This is a genomic window from Parapedobacter composti (assembly GCF_900112315.1).
Classification (GTDB): domain Bacteria; phylum Bacteroidota; class Bacteroidia; order Sphingobacteriales; family Sphingobacteriaceae; genus Parapedobacter; species Parapedobacter composti.
In genome coordinates, this window is sequence record NZ_FOLL01000011.1 from 110,428 (window position 1) to 128,726 (window position 18,299).

The following is an 18,299-nucleotide window of genomic DNA, read 5'->3' on the forward strand; positions in this document are numbered from 1 at the left end:
AATTGTGTAGTGACATTTTATCCTGTAGCCGCCGGATGCGCCAACATCCGGCGGCATTTTGTTGCTATACAGCAGTTACCGTAATACCAGTAGGGGGGTAGCGAGTGCTGATGAATGAGCCGGGCATCTTGAAGGGTAAGAGATTTGTTTTCATGTTGTTAGATTATATAGTTTAACTGTTCGGATTAGTGGTTTCGTTTAACGGTTACCTTTCTGTCGTTTAATTCAAAGGAAATATCATCCCTTGTTGCTTCCAACATCCGTAGTACTTTGGAAAGCGGAACATCTCGCTTAATGCCGCCTGTAAAGTGTAGGTTTGGTAGCTCTGAAAGGGTTACGGTGAAGCCGTACCAGCGCTGTAGCTGTTTCATAATTTGGGTTAATGATTCATTGTCAAACAAGAAACTTCCATTTTTCCATGCTATCGCATTACCGGTTGAAGCTTCCGTAATAGCCAACCGGCCATTTATGTCGGTTGCTTGTTGGCCGGGGCGGAGCAAGGTTCCTTGTGGCTGCCGAGCCGCGTTTGCATGAGCCCCGATCGGAGCAATTTTCACGGCACCGGAGAGGAGTGTAGTAGTGGTATTTTCGCCTGGGTAAGCGTTTACGTTGAATGTTGTGCCATGTACTTCAATTCGTTGTCCGGCGGTATGCACGACAAAAAGTTTTGGGCTCGCAGCATTGTTGTCGACTACTTTGGCCACTTCAAAATAGGCCTCTCCCGCCAGCGATACTTCGCGGGAGGAGCCTGTATTAAATTTTCGGGGGTAAGTGATGCTGCTCTCGGCATTGAGCCACACCTTACTGCCATCGGGAAGCAATAACCGGTATTGCCCGCCGATGGGCGTACTTAATGTTAGCACGTCTGAACCTTGCTCGTCGCCGGAGGTGACCTCGCTGCCATCGGGGTAGGTAATGCTGGTTTCGGTGACTATGATTTCTTCGTGTTCTACCAAAGTCAGTCTGCTACCGTCTGCCAATACGAGTTCTGCCCGATAGCCGCCGGGTGGCAGGTCGCCGACCAACCGATGGCCAGAATCACCTGCTCCGTTCCACCGCAGGTATCCCCAATAAGCGACAGCTGCTATAAACAAAATGGAAGCTGCAGCCGCTGCATAATTGTACCAGCGTAATCGGCGAAGCGGTTGCCTTGGGGCCAGGGATAGCTGTGTGGCAAGATGCCGCTCCAATGCATCCCAATCGGGATCGGCTTCGATTGGCGCTTGATCGTCAACGACCTTATTGTACCAAGCCTCCACCAGTGCCCGTTCGTTCGGTGTACAGTCGCCACTAAGGTATCTGGCTAATAATTGTTTCGCTTGCTGTCTGTCCATCACAGAGAAAAAGTTGAAGGTGTTATTTTATGGCCTTATACCAATGTGTCGAACAAACAGCACCGAGGGGGACATTGATTTGCGAAAAAAAAGTGAAAAAATTGAAAAAGATTAATTTCTTGCCATTAAAACCATATAAGAATGAAGGATCGGAGTTTCGATCGAAGGATCTTTAAGGCTCGTGTTATGGTTTTTTTTACTGTTTCGTGCGAAATGTTAAGGTCTTCGGCGATTTCTTTATTGGAAAGTCCTTCGAAACGGCTCTTTTGGAAGATTTCCCGCATCCTGTCGGGTAATTGGGCTACCTCGTCATCAATCCTTTTGACGAACTCGTTGAAAATGATCGTATTGTCGGTGTTAAATTCGGCCTTTTCCGCAAAAGTAGCCAGCGAATCCAGGTGTTTTTCGTAGTGGAGGTTGCGTCGAATAACATCCAGCACCTTAAACCGTACCATTGCATAAAGATAAGCTCTGATGGAATGTTTAATCTGTAAGCCGGAAGCCTGCATCCATAGATCCGTAAAAATGTCCTGAATGATGTCTCTGGCCGCATCATGGTTTTTTAGCATCTTGTAGGCATGGGCAAAAAGCACCGGCCAGTAACGGTTATATATCTCGGTATAGGCCAGACGGTCCTCGTCGGCGAGCAATTCAATAAGTCGTTGGTCAGTATAGGCGCTGTAATCTTCCAAACCTCGCGATATCCCAAATTATCCTTACCATTAATGGAGCAATAAAAATAAGTAAAATTGTGGATATGGCGCGCCGGTAACAAACAATCCCGTTGTTTAACCTGTTCTTTATACGGGTATAATATAAAGACGGAGCGGTTAAATAATTATGACGATGAAAAGAATATTAATGGTTCTCACCTCCCATGGTGAGCTGGATAATACCGATAGCAAAACAGGTGTATGGTTAGGCGAATTTACTGACCCTTATTACATGTTAAGCGACGAGGGCTACGAAATAACGCTGGCTTCTCCGGCCGGGGGCGAACCTCCGGTTGATCCGATGAGTAAGCTGACGGAAAACATCACGGCTTCCAATAGGCGCTTTAACGACGATAAAGAGGCGCAAGCTGCATTTGCTTCCACCATGAAACTGGATGCGGTCGATCCGGCTGGATACGATGCCGTGTTTTTCCCCGGGGGGCACGGGCCGCTTTGGGATTTGGCAACGGATGAAGCATGTGCAAGGATTGTGCTTGACTTTTACCGGGCCGGAAAACCCATAGCTGCGGTTTGCCATGGACCGGCTGCGCTTATCAAGGCTGCGGAATTAGAGCCCGGGCTGCTGCAAGGCAAGCGGCTGACAGCATTTACCAATACCGAAGAGGCAATGGTAATGAAAATGGACAATATCCCCTATAAATTAGAAGACAAGTTAATGGAGCTGGGGGCCGATTTCCGTTCGGCATTGATACCAATGGCTGTTAATGTTGAGGTGGATGGTTGGTTGATTACGGGTCAGAACCCGGCATCGGCATCGCGAACAGCGAAAGCGTTGGTGGAACGATTGAGGGAGACGGCTTAGGTAAAAATGACTATTTTTTCTGAAATTTAGTTTGGCATAACGGACACCTTGCCCAATTAAACTCATTGTCGGTGGGGCGGCCAATAGAGTAAGTGTTTACGCTGGTAAAGAGCGTTGTTCAGCAGTGAAAGCTTTCAATAGTTGTTTATCGGTAATCATACATGACAGCGGACGAGCCAAAAGCATCCTTGAAAACATTTTGACGTCAGTGACCCGAGTAGTCGGTTATGGTGTCAGAGGAATAAAAATGAAAGCCCTGAAACGGGGAGGATCAGGGCTTTCTCTAACTAACCAATTATAAACCTAAATTATGAAAAGACAATTTTATATTAGTCTATCCTCAATTACCGTGCCGAAAATTATTAGGCGGGTACTTTGCGGACCAGTTCCCGTTGCCAAAAACGGTGGCCAGCGATTGCCTGGATAAATCGTCGACTCGTCTCTTGCATATTGCCGCCCGTGATAACGCCGGAATCACCTTGGACGTCGATGAACGTCTTGGAGATAAGAGGTGCCGTATCGTTGCTGAAACAGAGGGCTTTGCAATGGCGGTATGCTTCGTTAATAAAATGGATGGCGTCTGCGTGGGCGGCTAATGTGATAACGCTCTTTTCGCCACCGGGTACGTATATGGCATCATATAGCACGGAAGCTGTTGTCATAAATGTCTTGTCTGCTGACAAGCTTTCTTCGTCCGAAGTGGTGATGGCTCCTAAGCGGGATGCGACTAACTCCACGGTTGCATTTTCGGCTTTTATGGCCGATTTCATGTGTTTTACATCAGATAAACTAACGCCGTCGGCCACTAAAAATGCAATTTTGCGCGAAGCAATTGTGTTTTTGGCAGTGTTCTCCATGCTTAAAGCTGCCGATTTGTCAATAGGTGGTTTGGCGGCTTTGGGTTCATATTTTTCCGGGTCTGCGTCTGTGGGTACACCGGCGTTCATCGGTTTTTCGGGTTCATGGGGTACCGCAACGCCGAGGTTCGCTGCTACCGCCCGGGCAAGGTCTTCGTCTACCTGGGTCAACAGTCCCACCATCCGTTCATGGATGTGGGGGTAGGTGACCTTGCCCAGTTCGAAGCTGAACGCATCGATAATGTGTTGCTGTTCGGCGGGCGATTGGCTATGGTAGAACAGCGAAGCTTGGGAGAAATGATCTGAAAAGCTGGCACTGCGATCGCGTACTTTATGGGCATCTATCCGTTCAGGATAGGAGGAAAATCCACCTTCGGACAACATGGCCTGGTATGGGCAGCCACCACCGAGCGAGTTAGGTTGGTAACTGGTCGTGCCGCGATTAATGGTGTGACGCATGTGGCCGTCGCGCTGGTTGTTGTGTACGGGAGCTACGGGACGGTTTATCGGAAGCTCATGGAAGTTCGGGCTGCCGAGGCGGCTCAGTTGGGTATCCAGGTAGGAGAAAAGCCGCCCTTGTAACAGCGGGTCGTTCGTGAAATCAATGCCGGGTACAATGTGGCCGGGATGGAAGGCCACCTGTTCTGTTTCGGCAAAGAAGTTGTCTGGATTGCGGTTCAGCACCATCTTGCCGATGCGCTGCACGGGAACCATTTCTTCGGGGATAATTTTCGTGGGATCAAGCAAATCGAAAGGGAAGTTATGTTCGTCTTCTTCTGCTACGAGCTGTACACCTAATTCCCATTCAGGAAAAACACCGCTTTCGATGGCCTCCCAGAGGTCTCGCCGATGGAAGTCGGGGTCCACACCGGATATTTTCTGCGCTTCGTCCCATGCGACAGCATGGACACCCAGCATAGGCTTCCAGTGGAATTTGACAAATGTACCTTTGCCGTCAGCATTGACAAAGCGGAATGTGTGCACGCCGAAACCTTCCATCATACGGTAGCTGCGTGGGATAGCGCGGTCAGACATTGCCCACAAAATCATATGCATGGACTCTGGCATCAGTGAAATGAAGTCCCAGAAGGTATTGTGCGCGGCCGTGGCTTGGGGAATTTCGTTATGGGGCTCTGGTTTAATCGAATGGACCAGATCGGGGAATTTCATTGCGTCCTGTATGAAAAATACAGGGATGTTGTTGCCAACCAGATCGAAGATGCCCTCATCGGTATAGAACTTGACCGCAAATCCGCGCACATCTCTCGCCAAATCGGTTGAACCGCGGGAACCGACGACGGTGGAAAAACGTACGAACACTGGGGTTTGCTTGTCGGGATCGGCTAAAAAGCCTGCCTTGGTCACGGCCGCCATTGATTGATAGGGCTGAAAGTAGCCATGGGCACCGGCACCCCGGGCATGTACGACCCGTTCTGGTATGCGCTCATGGTCAAAATGGAACATCTTTTCGCGGAAAATAAAGTCTTCCAGCAGCGAAGGGCCCCGATCACCGGCCTTGAGGGTGTTCTGGTTGTCTTGTATGCGTACGCCCTGATTGGTGGTAAGGAATTGGTCCGTGGATGAACGGGTGTCCTTGTCTAAATCAATTTGCTTCGGTGTGGGAGTTGGAGTCTTTTTTGCCATGGTTCATCATTTAATTGTTTAACATCCTCATTATGTTGAACAATGACGCTTTTTTATTGTTTGATTGAGTTTCAGAAGCTGGCATAAAGTTCGCAGCTATGGTTAACTTTACGCAAACGTTCTGATTTATGGATACATCATTAAACAGTAGATACGCCTTGGTTTGCGGAAGTACGCAGGGTATTGGGTTGGCCGCAGCCCGGGAGTTGGCGGCTTTAGGGGCTACCTGCATATTGTTGGCACGGAACAAAGCGAAACTTGAAGCGGCGATAGCGGGTTTGCCTACTCCCGAAGGGCAGCAACATTACTATGAAGTGGCGGATTTCACCGATTTGGGCGCAGTTAATGGAGCTGCCAACCGTATCATGGCGCGCTTCCCGGTGACGGTGCTGGTTAACAATACGGGCGGCCCCCCGGCGGGCGCTATAACGGATGCTCCGGTTCAGTCGTTTGAGCAGGCGTTCAGGCAGCATTTGGGATGTAACCAGTGCCTGGTAAGTGCGGCATTGCCGGCAATGAAGGCTGCCGGTTATGGTCGGATTATTAATGTCATTTCTACTTCGGTGAAAACCCCATTACCTGAATTGGGGGTTTCCAATACCGTCAGAGCCGCTGTTGCTGCGTGGGCTAAAACATTGGCCAATGAGGTTGGAGCGTTCGGAATCACGGTTAATAACGTGTTGCCGGGCCCAACGTATACGGGACGATTGGAGAGCCTGATGAAGCACACTGCGGAAAAGACAGGGAAACCGCTTGATGAGGTGGAACGTTCCATGGTGAGCACGATACCGCTAAGGCGCTTCGGTCAGGCGGAAGAAATTGCACATGTGGTTGCCTTTCTGGCTTCACCGGCAGCCGCTTACATCACAGGTGCCAGCATACCCGTGGATGGGGGCAAGACGCCAAGTTTATCATAAAAAAAGGAGCTTATTCAAGCTCCTCTAATTTCTCTGCGGTAACTTCCGCCTTGATCTTAGCTTCCAGCTCGTCCATCAGGTCGGGGTTGTCAAGCAACAGGTTTTTCACGGCATCGCGGCCCTGGCCGAGTTTGGTGTCGCCGTAGCTGAACCACGACCCTGATTTTTTGATGATGCTGAAATCGACACCCAGGTCAATGATTTCCCCCGCTTTGGAAATCCCCTCGCCGAATAGGATGTCAAATTCTGCGACACGGAAAGGAGGGGCTACCTTGTTTTTTACGATTTTTACCTTCACACGGTTACCGGAAACTTCGTCTGCATCCTTGATTTGTGCCATACGGCGGATATCGAGCCGCACCGAAGCATAGAACTTAAGCGCGTTTCCCCCGGTGGTGGTTTCCGGGTTACCGAACATTACACCTATTTTTTCGCGTAATTGGTTGATGAAGATGCAGCAACAGTTGGTTTTCGAAATGGTTCCGGTGAGTTTGCGCAGGGCCTGAGACATCAGGCGGGCCTGTAAACCCATTTTAGAATCGCCCATCTCTCCTTCGATTTCGCCTTTGGGAACAAGGGCGGCTACCGAGTCGATGACAATGACGTCAATAGCGCCGGAACGGATGAGGTTATCCGCAATCTCAAGGGCTTGCTCGCCGTTATCAGGCTGTGAAATGAGCAGATTTTCGATATCTACACCTAACTTTTTAGCATAATACTTGTCAAATGCATGTTCGGCATCGATGATGGCTGCGATACCTCCTTTTTTCTGTGCTTCTGCAATGATATGTGTAGCCAATGTGGTTTTCCCGGAAGACTCAGGGCCGTAAATCTCAATGACACGCCCTTTCGGCACACCGCCGATGCCCAAAGCGATATCCAATCCAATGGAGCCGGTTGAAATCGCTTCGATGGGTTCCACCGCCGAATCGCCCAATTTCATAATGGTGCCCTTACCGTATGATTTTTCCAATTTATCTAAGGTAAGTTGCAAGGCTTTTAGTTTCTCTTGATTGCTCATTGATTTAGTAATTATTCGGCCAAAGATAAAATTTATTTAATCTGTTTACTAAGTTTTTTCGTTTTTTTTATATTTCTCGAAATACCGGCACATCCACGTAATCGGACATGTTGCGCACTTGGGGTTTCGAGCCACGCAGATGTAGCGTCCATGTAAAATTAGCCAATGATGGGCAATTGCCAAAGTGTCTTTGGGTAAATATTTAACTAATTGTTTTTCTGCAGCGAGGGGCGTTTTGGCGTTGTCGGTAAGTCCAATGCGGTTAGCTACCCGGAAAACATGCGTGTCTACGGCAATGGCGGGCGCTTGGTATACCACTGAGGCGATAACGTTGGCGGTTTTGCGTCCTACACCCGGTAGTCGTTGAAGCTCTTCTATCTTTTGGGGTACTACACCGCCGAAATCGTTTACCAATGTCTGGGCCATGCCGACCAGGTGTTTGGCTTTATTGTTAGGGTAGCTGACGCTCCGGATATAGGTGAATACCTCATCCGGCGTACTTGCTGCGAGGCTTTCGGCATCAGGGAATCGGGCAAATAAGGCAGGGGTAACCTGGTTGATGCGTTTGTCTGTGCATTGAGCAGATAAAATAACCGCCACCAGCAACTCATATGGATTGCTGTAGTTGAGTTCGGTCTGGGCATCCGGATTGTGTGTGGAGAAATAGTCTACGAATGCCCGGTATCGTTCTTTTTTGAGCATAATCCGGCCCGGTAACTAAGCGGTATGCCAAGCCTTTGAGTATGCAACGATTTTGTTGATACTTCCCTGATTGGGCTGGCGGAGCAGCTCATCCATCTTGCTTTTGAGCGAATCGTAGAATAATTCATCATCTAAATCCAAGCGGAAGTGCTCCTTCTCTAATTTTCTGATGATACCGCGGGCCTGTTTCTTGGTGTAAATTTCTGTCATAAGCACAATGATTTAGCGTTTCGCGTATATCGTTTATAACGATTTGAACCGCACATTAGTATGTGACGGAAAGCATGGAGCGGCATTTTTACTGTTTTTTCTTGCTTGATTTTGAAGCCTGCTGCGCTGCGAGCTGCAAGGCCTTGTAGGCGTTAACAACACCTCCGGTCACACACACTTCGTTCATGGATACGCGCCTGTTCTGGCCGTCTGGCCCCTTCACCTTTACGCGCTGGTCTACACGGGTAACTGACTGCATGATGATGCGCTTTACCTCCACGGCCGGAAGCTCGGGGTAGTATGACCGTATCAGGGCCGCAAGGCCGGCCACTACCGGTGCTGCCATGCTGGTGCCTTGTTGGTCTTTATAGGTTGACCCGGGCATGGTGGAGTGTATTTTTACGCCTGGAGCAAACACATCGACAGAACGGCGGCCGTAGTTGGAGAACGAGGCGACCAAATCGCCGTCATTTTTCCATTGGCTGGCCCCAACTTCTATCCAAGCATCGGCTTCGCCTTTATTGATGCCCAAGCTATCCACGTAATTCCGGTTGGGGAAATTGGGGTTGGCGTCATTGTCCTGACCTTCGTTTCCGGCAGCATGGACTATCAGTACATCGTTTTCCATCGCAAAACGTACGGCGTCATCCACCACCTGTTTGTCTTTGGCAAAGGCTTTCCCGAAGCTCATATTGATGACTTTGGCTCCGTTTTCTACTGCATACAGGATGGAATTGGCCACATCCTTATCGCGCTCATCGCCATCGGGAACGGTACGTATGGCCATAATCCGCACGTTATCTGCCACCCCTTTTATGCCAATATCATTGTCGCGCACGGCACCGATAATACCGGCAACATGGGTGCCATGATCCGCATCCGGGCCCGTTACATCGGCATTGCCGTAATACCGCTCACGACTGTTTTCATAATCATCGCCAACGATGTGGCGCGGGTCGTATTCCTTGTTGAGGTGGTAGTTTACTTGGTTGTTAAAGTACTCCACGCCGTCTTTGAGTTGTTCGTAGAATTTACTGAAGTCGGGTTCGTCTTTCAGTTCTTTCTTAATGATCTTTAAGGCCATCTTTTCCAGATCGTCTTCGGCTCTGTATCGATCAAAGTCAGCGAGGGTAGGGTTTTCTTTCCCGATCCGGGCTACGATGGTGTCTACGGCTCGTTTCAAGCCGGTGTAGCTAACCTGGCCGAACCGGGCCTCCTGCGTCTTGTTGGCGTAGTAGGTAACCATCTTTTGGTATTCCTGAAATTCCCGCCGTTCTTCGCCGCTCATCGGGGTGGATGGCAATACGGAAATGTATTTGGGTTCAAGGACCCTCACCAGGCGGGTGACCTCAAGATTATCGTAATGAACGTTTTCACCGTTTGCATTGCCGATGAAATTCCATCCGTATTTGTCATTTATATAGCCGTTTCCATCTTCATCCTTGCCGGTGGCAGCGCTGTCCTTTTCGTTGATCCACATCACATCGCGCAAATCTTCATGGTTGACATCGATACCACCGTCAATCACGGCAACGACCACCGGTGTGCTTCTTTTGCCTTTCAGCAGCAGTTCATACGCCTTTTCGGTGCTGATACCCATCACACCGTCGCGCTCATAATCAAGGTTGAACCAGTTAGGGGGAGGATTGTCTTGTCCGACAGAAAGTAAAGGGATTAGGATGAGAAAGAATGCATTGCGCAATTTCCAGAACGCCATATAGTAGTTAATTTTTCGTATGCTGACAAATATACTGTTTATTGCTGTATACTATTTATTACCGCCGAATATTTGCAAAAGTTGACAAATATCTCCACCAAAGGTTTAACTAAACTGTTATCTTTGTTTACTAATCGTGTAACTAAGCGGCATGCCGATGAACCGAAAATCAACTAATTTTTTAATAATGAGTGTTTTAATGACTTCCTGTGCGCAGGAGAAGTCCCGGACGCCTTACGAGTGGCCATCGATTGCTGCGCCGATCGCTGCGGTGAAGCCGCATGTAAGAGCGCTGCATGGCGATACGGTGATCGACAATTATTATTGGTTGAATGATTACTTTAAAAAGGGACCGGATACCGCGGCCGTTATTCAGTATCTTGAAGCGGAGAACGCGTATACCGACGCCATGATGAAAGATACCGAACCGTTGCAGGCCAAATTGTTTGAAGAAATGAAGGGGCGTGTTAAGGAGCAAGACGAGTCTGTGCCTTATTTTAAGAACGGGTACTATTATTATACACGCACCGAAGAAGGCAAGCAATATTACAAGTTCTGCCGTAAGAAAGAAAGCTTAGATGCGCCGGAAGAGGTGCTGTTGGATGTGGATGCACTGGCGGAGGGCCATTCTTATTATTCCGTAAGGGGTTTCAATGTAAGTCCGGACAATAAGTTGCTGGCGTACGGGGTTGATACCGTGTCCAGACGGCAGTATACCATCCATATTAAAAAGCTGGAAACCGGCGAACTGATGGCGGATGCAATCCCTGGGACGACCGGGGGATCCGTGTGGGCCAACGATAACCAGACGTTGTTTTATACAAAAAATAATCCCGCTACGTTGCTTACGGAGAAAATCATGCGGCATACGCTTGGTAATGGGGTGGAGGGAGACGCGACCGTTTATCACGAACTGGATAACACGAACTATATTGGTGTAAGTAAGGCCAAATCAGGCCGGTTTATTTATATCTATTCTGGCGGTACACTATCGTCAGAGACCCGGTACCTGGATGCGGATAAGCCCATGGAAGCTTTCAGGGTGTTTCAGCCCCGCATGAAGGATGTGTTATACAGCGTCACAGCGTTATCGGATCGCTTTCTTATTGTAACCAACCGCGACGCTAAGAATTTCAAATTGATGGAATGCCCCTTGGACGAAACGGGCGTAGCGCATTGGAAAGAGATGATTCCGCACCGCGAGGATGTGCTGCTGGAAGATGTAGATGAATTTAAGGATTTTCTGGTTATATCCGAGCGGAAGAACGGCCTTGTTCAATTGGCGGTACGTAACCTGATGGACGGCAGTGAGCATTATCTGGATTTTGGCGAGGCAGCGTACACGGCCTACCCGGCAACGAATCCCGAGTACAATACCTCCACCTTGCGGTACGCGTATACATCGCTGACCACGCCGGCATCGACCTATGATTACGACATGTTATTGCGGGAAAAGACCTTGAAGAAGCAACAGGAGGTTGTGGGCGGTTATAACGTTGAAGATTATACTACCGAGCGATTGTATGCGACGGCTGACGATGGCACAAAAGTGCCTATATCGTTGGTCTATAAAAAAGGTTTCAGGAAGGACGGCAGCGCTCCGCTGCTGTTATATGGGTATGGCTCTTACGGTGCTACCATGGATCCTTCCTTCAGCTCCGCGCGGCTGAGCTTGTTGGATCGTGGGTTCGTGTTTGCCATTGCGCATATCCGTGGTGGACAGGAAATGGGCCGCCAATGGTATGAAGACGGTAAAATGATGAAAAAGAAAAACACATTCACCGACTTTATCGCTTGCGGCCAGTATTTAGTGGCCGAAAAATACACGGCCCCGGAACATCTTTACGCGCAGGGAGGCAGTGCCGGAGGGTTGCTTATGGGGGCTGTGATCAACATGGCGCCGCAGCTTTGGCATGGTGTCATTGCCCAAGTGCCATTTGTAGATGTGGTTAATACCATGCTTGACGAGACCATACCGCTTACCACAAATGAATATGATGAATGGGGCAATCCGAATGATCGAGAAGCCTATTTCTACATGAAGAGCTATTCGCCTTATGAGCATGTAGAAGCGAAGGCATATCCGAATATGCTGGTGACTACCGGCTTGCACGACAGCCAGGTGCAGTACTTTGAGCCGGCTAAATGGGTTGCTAAACTGCGCGCGACCAAGACGGACAACAATGTGTTGTTACTGAAGACCGAGATGGATTATGGCCATGGGGGAGCATCCGGGCGGTTCGACTATCTGAAAGAAATCGCGCTGGTATACGCCTTCTTATGTGCATTGGAGGGCATCACGGATTAGGTGACTGACTATTTTTTCTCTTGTGCTTCTTTTTTCCGCATCTCAAAATTCACGGCCGCGTTTTTACTGGCCCGCGACGAAACGTAAATGGCGGCGGATGCAAGCAGGATGACGATGAGAATACCCCAAACTCCCTTGCGCTTATCCTGCTTCATAAGCCAGATGAGCAACGCGATGAGGGGAACGGCGAAGAAAAGAATGAAAAACCAGCTTGTGCCTGTCATGCCGCAAAGTTCTGAATAAAAAGCAAGGTATGCAAATGGTATCTGTATGGCAGTCAGCCGCTAACATGACAGGGCTGGGATAAAAATAAAATATCAATAAATTTGTGTAAAGAAAAATATTTTCTCTACATTTGGCACCTTAATTGCAGCCCGGGTTGCAATACTATTCAGAATGAACACAAAAAATATAATCGCCGTATCTACCGTGTCGTGCTTCCAGCACCACATGTTGTGCTTTTTGTGTGAAGTTTTAACTGCCGAGAGACCGGTACTCCGGCTCCGACGACCCATTTTGCCCCGGGCTTAATTGTGGGGCAACGCTCTCCGAAAAACGTACAGTATTAGGTCCGATAGCTGTACATCGAATCAACGGTTTTCGTTTAACGATTTAATTACCAAAACACACCACTTCGTTGGCTGTTTTTAATTTTTTAGGGGTCGTATATTCCAATGCAACTTTCAGACTTTTTGATTATACCTGCTTCTGAGCAACATATTGCATACGCTCAGCAGATTTGCGACGAGATGGCAGAGTCGGCCAAAGCCCGGGGAACCGGGATTGCCCAGCGCAGTCCGGAATACGTAGCGAATAAGATGCGTGAAGGCAAGGCGGTGATAGCGCTGCGTAAGACAGATTGGGCGTGGGCCGGTTTCTGTTATATTGAAACCTGGAGCCATGGGGATTTCGTGGCCAACTCCGGTTTGGTGGTAAACCCCGAATTTCGTAAGGTAGGGTTGGCCCGCGCCATTAAAAAGCGTATCTTCGACCTCTCACGGGAGAAGTACCCGAAAGCTAAGATATTTGGCCTTACCACCGGACTTGCGGTAATGAAGATTAATTCGGAGCTGGGTTACGAGCCGGTAACGTATTCCGAACTCACACAAGATGAAGAGTTCTGGAAGGGATGCCAAAGCTGCGTGAACTATGACATCCTGACCAGCAAGCAACGTAAAAACTGCATGTGCACGGCCATGTTGTGGGACCCGGTAGAGAAAGAGAAGGAGTTGCGTGAGCGTATTGAAATGAAGGCCAAAGCGCGCGAACGGTTGAAGCAAATTACCAAGAAATCGTCGCTCCTGAAACGGATAGAAGCGAAACTGTGGAAATCGACCAAAAAAATGATCACCGCGTTTATCGCCAGACATCCAAGGACGGCATAAGCTGTATAAACTCAATAGATATCAATGAAGAAAGTCGTATTAGCATTCAGCGGAGGGTTAGACACCTCATTTTGTTGCATTTACTTGTCCAGAGATCTCGGACTGGAGGTACATTCAGTCATCGTTAACACGGGTGGTTTTTCAGCGGAAGAACTCGGCCAGATTGAGCAACGGGCTTATTCCCTCGGCGTGAAGTCCCATACTGTTGTCGATGAAACGCAGCACTATTACGACAGTTGTATCAGATACCTTATTTTCGGAAACGTACTGAAAAATGCTACCTACCCGTTGTCAGTAAGCGCGGAACGGGTAAGCCAGGCCACGGCCATTGCTCATTATGCCAAACAAATCGGTGCGGAATATGTGGCACATGGCAGTACTGGAGCGGGTAACGACCAAGTACGGTTCGATATGATTTTCAACACGCTTATCCCGGAGGTGGAAATCATTACCCCCATACGCGATTTAAAGCTGAGCCGTGAAGAAGAAATTGCATACCTGCATAAACATGGAGTGGAGTTCAGTGCCGAAAAAGCCAAATATTCCATCAATAAAGGAATATGGGGCACTTCAGTGGGCGGGCAAGAAACACTTACCTCTCATGAAACGCTGCCGGAAGAGGCCTGGCCTACACCGGTGACAGCTACGGAAACCCGGCGACTGGCGATTGACTTTGTAAAGGGCGAACCGGTGGCATTGGATGGCATGGAATTGGGACCGGTGAAGGTTATCCAAGAATTGCAGGCCATAGCCCAGCCTTATGGTATCGGGCGTGATATCCATGTGGGCGATACCATTATCGGCATAAAAGGGCGGGTTGGCTTTGAAGCGGCGGCCCCCATCATTCTTATCAAAGCGCACCATACGCTGGAAAAACATACGCTGACCAAATGGCAGCTGAGCTGGAAAGATCAATTAGCCGCGTTTTACGGCAACTGGATGCATGAAGGGCAAATGCATGATCCGGTAATGCGGGATATCGAAGCTTTCTTGCAAAGCGCGCAGCAGACGGTGAGCGGAAAGGTATTCGTTGAACTGAATCCTTACCGTTTTACCATCGTTGGTATTGAATCGGCCCACGACCTGATGTCCAGCAAATTCGGCAGTTATGGAGAGATGAATAATACCTGGACTGGCGATGACGTAAAAGGGTTTTCCAAGATTTTCGGTAATCAAGTGTCTATCTGGCACAAGGTGAACAGGGGGGGGGAATGAGTAAGGTAAAGGTAGGCATCATCGGTTCCGCCGGTTATACGGGCGGTGAACTGCTCCGTATCCTTATCCACCACCCGCATGTGGATATTGTATTTGCGTATAGTGCCAGCAATGCAGGCAATCTCATTGCTGATGTTCACACCGACCTGTTGGGCGATACCAGCCTGCGCTTCAGTGATACCTTCCATAGCGATATAGACGTATTGTTCCTCTGTGTAGGCCACGGCGATGCCCGGAAATTTCTGGAAGCCAACACGATTGAACCGCATGTGAAGATTATTGACCTTTCCCAGGATTACCGCTTACGTGCCCGGACGGAATACCAAGGTCGGTCTTTTGTATACGGATTGCCGGAGTTGCAGCGGGAGACCATCCGGTCCGCGCAGTATATCGCCAACCCGGGTTGCTTCGCTACAGGTATCCAGCTGGCTTTGCTGCCGCTAGCGGCGCAAGGGCTGCTTACCGGCGAAATCCACATCAATGCAACAACGGGTTCTACGGGCGCAGGGCAAAAACCGTCAACCACCTCCCATTTTAGCTGGCGGAATAATAATTTATCTGTATATAAGGCATTTACGCATCAACACTTGCAGGAAATCAGCGAATCGTTCGAAAGCCTGCAGCCGGGATTCCTGCCAGCTGATGGCGATACCTTGTTGCAGCGGGCGCAGCAGCGGATAAACATTATTCCACAGCGGGGCGATTTCACGCGGGGCATCCTTTCGGCCATTTACCTGGATAGTCCAATAAGTGAGGCGAAAGCGTATGAACTGTATGAAGCGTTTTATGCTGGCCATCCGTTTACCCACGTCAGTGAAGCTAATATAGACCTTAAACAGGTTGTAAATACCAACAAGTGCATCATACACCTTGAGAAGCATGGAGATAAGCTTTTTGTGGTAAGTATTATAGACAACCTGCTCAAAGGCGCAAGCGGGCAAGCCGTGCAGAACATGAACCTACTGTCGGGCTTGGAAGAAACCGCGGGCTTGAAGCTGAAGAGTGTAGGGTTTTAAGTGGCAAATACCGCGGCATTAAGCCGCGGGCTTGTTATGCCTGAATAGCTCATCCAAGCTCTCGAAAATTGCGCGCTTGGCTTTCTCCAGCTCAATCTTGCTATGGGCTGCGGAGATAAAGCCCACTTCGTAACCCGAAGGTCCCAGATAAATACCCCGGTTAAGCAATTCGCGGTGGAACACTTTGTAATGTTCCATACTGCCGTGATCGATAGCGCTGGCCGTACGGATATGTTCTTGATCAGTAAAGGCAAACCAAAAGATGGAACCTACATGGAATAGTTTGACCTTATAATTTTTTGCGGCAATATATCGCCTGATGGCTTCCACGAATTCCGAGGCTTTGGCATTAAGCGCCTTATAAAAGCCACTGCCCTTTAATTCGGTCAGCTGCGCTATGCCAGCTGCCATCGCTACGGGGTTGCCCGACAGGGTGCCTGCCTGATACACGGCGCCGTCCGGCGATATGCAGGCCATCAGCTCGGCGGACGCGCCGTAGGCCCCCACAGGCATACCCCCGCCGATAATTTTTCCGTAGGTGATGATATCTGGCTGTATGCCGTAATGTGCCGCCGCTCCTTCGAAACCGAGGCGGAATCCGGTGATCACTTCATCGAATATCAGCAATGCGCCATGCTGCTTGGTGATGTCGCGCAGGAACTGGACGTACGCAGGTTCCTGGATGAGCAATCCGTTGTTAGCCGGGATACCTTCAATGATTATTGCCGCGATTTGACCACTGAATTGGCTGAAGGCACTTTCCACTGCGTCGCGGTTGTCAAGGGGCAATACGATGGTTTCAGCGGCAAAGGCTTTGGGTACACCCGCTGAAGAAGTCTCGCCGAAGGTCACCAGCCCCGATCCGGCCTTTACCAGCAGTGAATCCGAGTGCCCGTGGTAGCATCCTTCGAATTTGATGATTTTATCGCGCCCCGTATACCCTCGCGCGAGGCGGATGGCAGACATCACTGCTTCTGTGCCTGAGCTGACAAAACGGATTTTCTCCAGGTATTTATTGTTCTTCAGGATAAGTTCGGCCAACTCATTTTCCAGGGCGGTAGGTGCGCCGAAGCTAAGTCCTTTTTCCAGTGTTTTGGTAACCCGCTCCCGGATTTTAGGGTGGTTATGCCCCAGTATCAATGGCCCCCATGAACAGCAGAAATCAATAAACTGGTTGCCATCGGCGTCCCATAGGAAGCAGCCATCGCCCCGTTCGATAAACAAGGGTGTGCCGTATACGGATTTGAATGCCCGTACCGGCGAGTTCACCCCTCCGGGGAAAAATTGCTTGGCCTTTTCGTAAAGGACTGCAGATTTTTCCCTGGAAATATCGTTCTTTTTGCCGGCCGGGGCCGTGCGGTGCTCATCGTTACCGGAGAAAGCTTTTTTCAGTGCATCTAACATGCTTCATCAATCTAAATCTGTTGTCTAATGTCTGTTTGTCTGTTATCCGCTGTCTTACTACAGCCACTTTTTTTCCAGCACTTCCTTTGCATGGTAAGACAGTATGGCCGTAGCGCCTGCGCGCCGGATGCTCATAAGCACCTCCATGGTAGCCCGTTGTTCATCGAGCCAGCCGTTGCGTGCAGCGGCTTTTATCATGGCATATTCGCCACTCACATTGTAGGCAGCGACTGGCAGCTGTGTATGATCTTTCAGCAGTTTGACAACGTCCAGGTAGGCCAATGCCGGTTTGACCATCAGAAAGTCGGCCCCTTCAAGAGCGTCCAGTTCTGCTTCAATGAGTGCTTCGCGCTGGTTGGCTGGATTCATCTGGTAGGTTTTTTTATCTCCGTGCTTTGGCGCTGAATTCAGCGCATCGCGGAAGGGGCCATAAAACGCGCTGGCATATTTCGCCGTATAAGACATCAACGATACCTGGTTATGTCCGTTGGCATCCAATATCCTGCGGATATAGCCGATGCGGCCGTCCATCATGTCTGATGGTGCGATGATATCCGCTCCGGCTTGGGCGTGAGCCAATGCCATCCGGCCCAAGATTTCGAGGGTTTCGTCATTGAGGATTTCGCCATTTTTCACAATGCCGTCATGACCGTCGCTGCTGTAGGGATCCATGGCGACATCCGTGATTATGCATGCTTCGGGGAAATGCTTCTTTACCTCGGCAATGGCGCGTAAGTACAGGCTGCCTTCACGGTAGCTTTCTGAAGCAAGTGGATCTTTTAGCGTGTCATCAATGTTCGGGAACAGGTCGAATGCGCGTAATCCCAAGTTCATGCAACTTTCCACCTCCCGGAGCAGGTTGTCTATCGAGTAACGGTAGATGCCCGGCATGGAATCAACCTCGGATTTCGCCCGTTCCCCCGCAATCACAAACAGCGGGAAAATAAGGTTGGACGTCGTTAGCTGCGTTTCCTGCACCATATCCCGGATTACCGCCGATTTGCGGTTTCTTCTGGGTCTTATCAACATATCT

General features: G+C 49.4%; 16 protein-coding genes. 6 read left to right on the forward strand and 10 right to left on the reverse strand.

Going from position 1 to position 18,299, the window contains the following annotated elements; genetic code table 11:
- Positions 1-185: 185 nt before the first annotated feature.
- Positions 186-1,334: a FecR family protein gene (locus BM030_RS12475; protein ID WP_090973932.1), complete on the reverse strand. Its 1,149-nt coding sequence runs from the start codon at positions 1,332-1,334 to the stop codon at positions 186-188.
- A 125-nt stretch (positions 1,335-1,459) separates the two neighbouring features.
- The gene (locus tag BM030_RS12480) at positions 1,460-2,026 is read right to left on the reverse strand and encodes an RNA polymerase sigma factor (protein ID WP_170845724.1); all 567 of its coding nucleotides are present in this window, start codon (positions 2,024-2,026) and stop codon (positions 1,460-1,462) included.
- A gap of 154 nt (positions 2,027-2,180) precedes the next feature.
- Between BM030_RS12480 and BM030_RS12485 the strand changes: the two genes are divergently transcribed.
- Entirely contained in the window at positions 2,181-2,870 is a 690-nt protein-coding gene (locus BM030_RS12485) for a type 1 glutamine amidotransferase domain-containing protein (RefSeq protein WP_090973934.1), read from the forward strand.
- A 362-nt stretch (positions 2,871-3,232) separates the two neighbouring features.
- Here BM030_RS12485 and BM030_RS12490 read toward each other — a convergent pair whose 3' ends face one another.
- Positions 3,233-5,371 (reverse strand): catalase, encoded by a 2,139-nt coding sequence (locus tag BM030_RS12490; RefSeq protein ID WP_090973935.1) that lies wholly within the window; start codon positions 5,369-5,371, stop codon positions 3,233-3,235.
- 128 nt (positions 5,372-5,499) lie between these two features.
- Between BM030_RS12490 and BM030_RS12495 the strand changes: the two genes are divergently transcribed.
- Entirely contained in the window at positions 5,500-6,288 is a 789-nt protein-coding gene (locus tag BM030_RS12495) for an SDR family oxidoreductase (RefSeq protein ID WP_090973936.1), read from the forward strand.
- Between the two features lie 10 nt (positions 6,289-6,298).
- Here BM030_RS12495 and recA read toward each other — a convergent pair whose 3' ends face one another.
- The 4 genes from recA to BM030_RS12515 all read right to left on the reverse strand — a co-directional run bounded on the left by recA (position 6,299) and on the right by BM030_RS12515 (position 9,938).
- Positions 6,299-7,309: a recombinase RecA gene (recA, locus tag BM030_RS12500; RefSeq protein ID WP_090973937.1), complete on the reverse strand. Its 1,011-nt coding sequence runs from the start codon at positions 7,307-7,309 to the stop codon at positions 6,299-6,301.
- A gap of 48 nt (positions 7,310-7,357) precedes the next feature.
- Positions 7,358-8,011, reverse strand: a complete 654-nt coding sequence (gene nth / locus BM030_RS12505) for an endonuclease III (protein WP_090973938.1) — start codon at positions 8,009-8,011, stop codon at positions 7,358-7,360.
- A gap of 15 nt (positions 8,012-8,026) precedes the next feature.
- The gene (locus BM030_RS12510; protein WP_090973939.1) at positions 8,027-8,221 is read right to left on the reverse strand and encodes a hypothetical protein; all 195 of its coding nucleotides are present in this window, start codon (positions 8,219-8,221) and stop codon (positions 8,027-8,029) included.
- A gap of 88 nt (positions 8,222-8,309) precedes the next feature.
- Positions 8,310-9,938, reverse strand: coding sequence for a S8 family peptidase (locus BM030_RS12515; protein WP_090973940.1), 1,629 nt, complete (start codon positions 9,936-9,938; stop codon positions 8,310-8,312).
- Positions 9,939-10,125: 187 nt separating this feature from the next.
- On the opposite strand from BM030_RS12515, the gene BM030_RS12520 reads away from it, so the two are divergent.
- The gene (locus BM030_RS12520) at positions 10,126-12,246 is read left to right on the forward strand and encodes a S9 family peptidase (RefSeq protein ID WP_317615110.1); all 2,121 of its coding nucleotides are present in this window, start codon (positions 10,126-10,128) and stop codon (positions 12,244-12,246) included.
- Positions 12,247-12,254: 8 nt separating this feature from the next.
- On the opposite strand, the gene BM030_RS12525 is transcribed toward BM030_RS12520, so the two are convergent.
- A complete protein-coding gene (locus tag BM030_RS12525; protein ID WP_090973942.1) occupies positions 12,255-12,470 on the reverse strand; it encodes a hypothetical protein in 216 nt (71 codons plus the stop codon).
- A gap of 450 nt (positions 12,471-12,920) precedes the next feature.
- Here BM030_RS12525 and BM030_RS12530 point away from each other — a divergent pair, with 450 nt between their 5' ends.
- The 3 genes from BM030_RS12530 to argC are packed head-to-tail and all read left to right on the forward strand — an operon-like array spanning position 12,921 to position 15,862.
- Positions 12,921-13,631 carry an N-acetyltransferase gene (locus tag BM030_RS12530; protein ID WP_090973943.1) on the forward strand — a complete coding sequence of 237 codons (711 nt, stop codon included), beginning with the start codon at positions 12,921-12,923 and terminating at the stop codon, positions 13,629-13,631.
- 24 nt (positions 13,632-13,655) lie between these two features.
- Positions 13,656-14,846, forward strand: a complete 1,191-nt coding sequence (argG, locus tag BM030_RS12535; RefSeq protein WP_090973944.1) for an argininosuccinate synthase — start codon at positions 13,656-13,658, stop codon at positions 14,844-14,846.
- Positions 14,843-15,862, forward strand: coding sequence for an N-acetyl-gamma-glutamyl-phosphate reductase (gene argC, locus BM030_RS12540; RefSeq protein WP_090973945.1), 1,020 nt, complete (start codon positions 14,843-14,845; stop codon positions 15,860-15,862). The genes argG and argC overlap by 4 nt, the downstream gene beginning before the upstream one ends.
- An 18-nt stretch (positions 15,863-15,880) precedes the next feature.
- Here argC and hemL read toward each other — a convergent pair whose 3' ends face one another.
- A complete protein-coding gene (gene hemL / locus BM030_RS12545) occupies positions 15,881-17,266 on the reverse strand; it encodes a glutamate-1-semialdehyde 2,1-aminomutase (protein ID WP_090973946.1) in 1,386 nt (461 codons plus the stop codon).
- 57 nt (positions 17,267-17,323) lie between these two features.
- Positions 17,324-18,295, reverse strand: a complete 972-nt coding sequence (hemB, locus tag BM030_RS12550) for a porphobilinogen synthase (RefSeq protein ID WP_090973979.1) — start codon at positions 18,293-18,295, stop codon at positions 17,324-17,326.
- Positions 18,296-18,299: the final 4 nt, after the last annotated feature.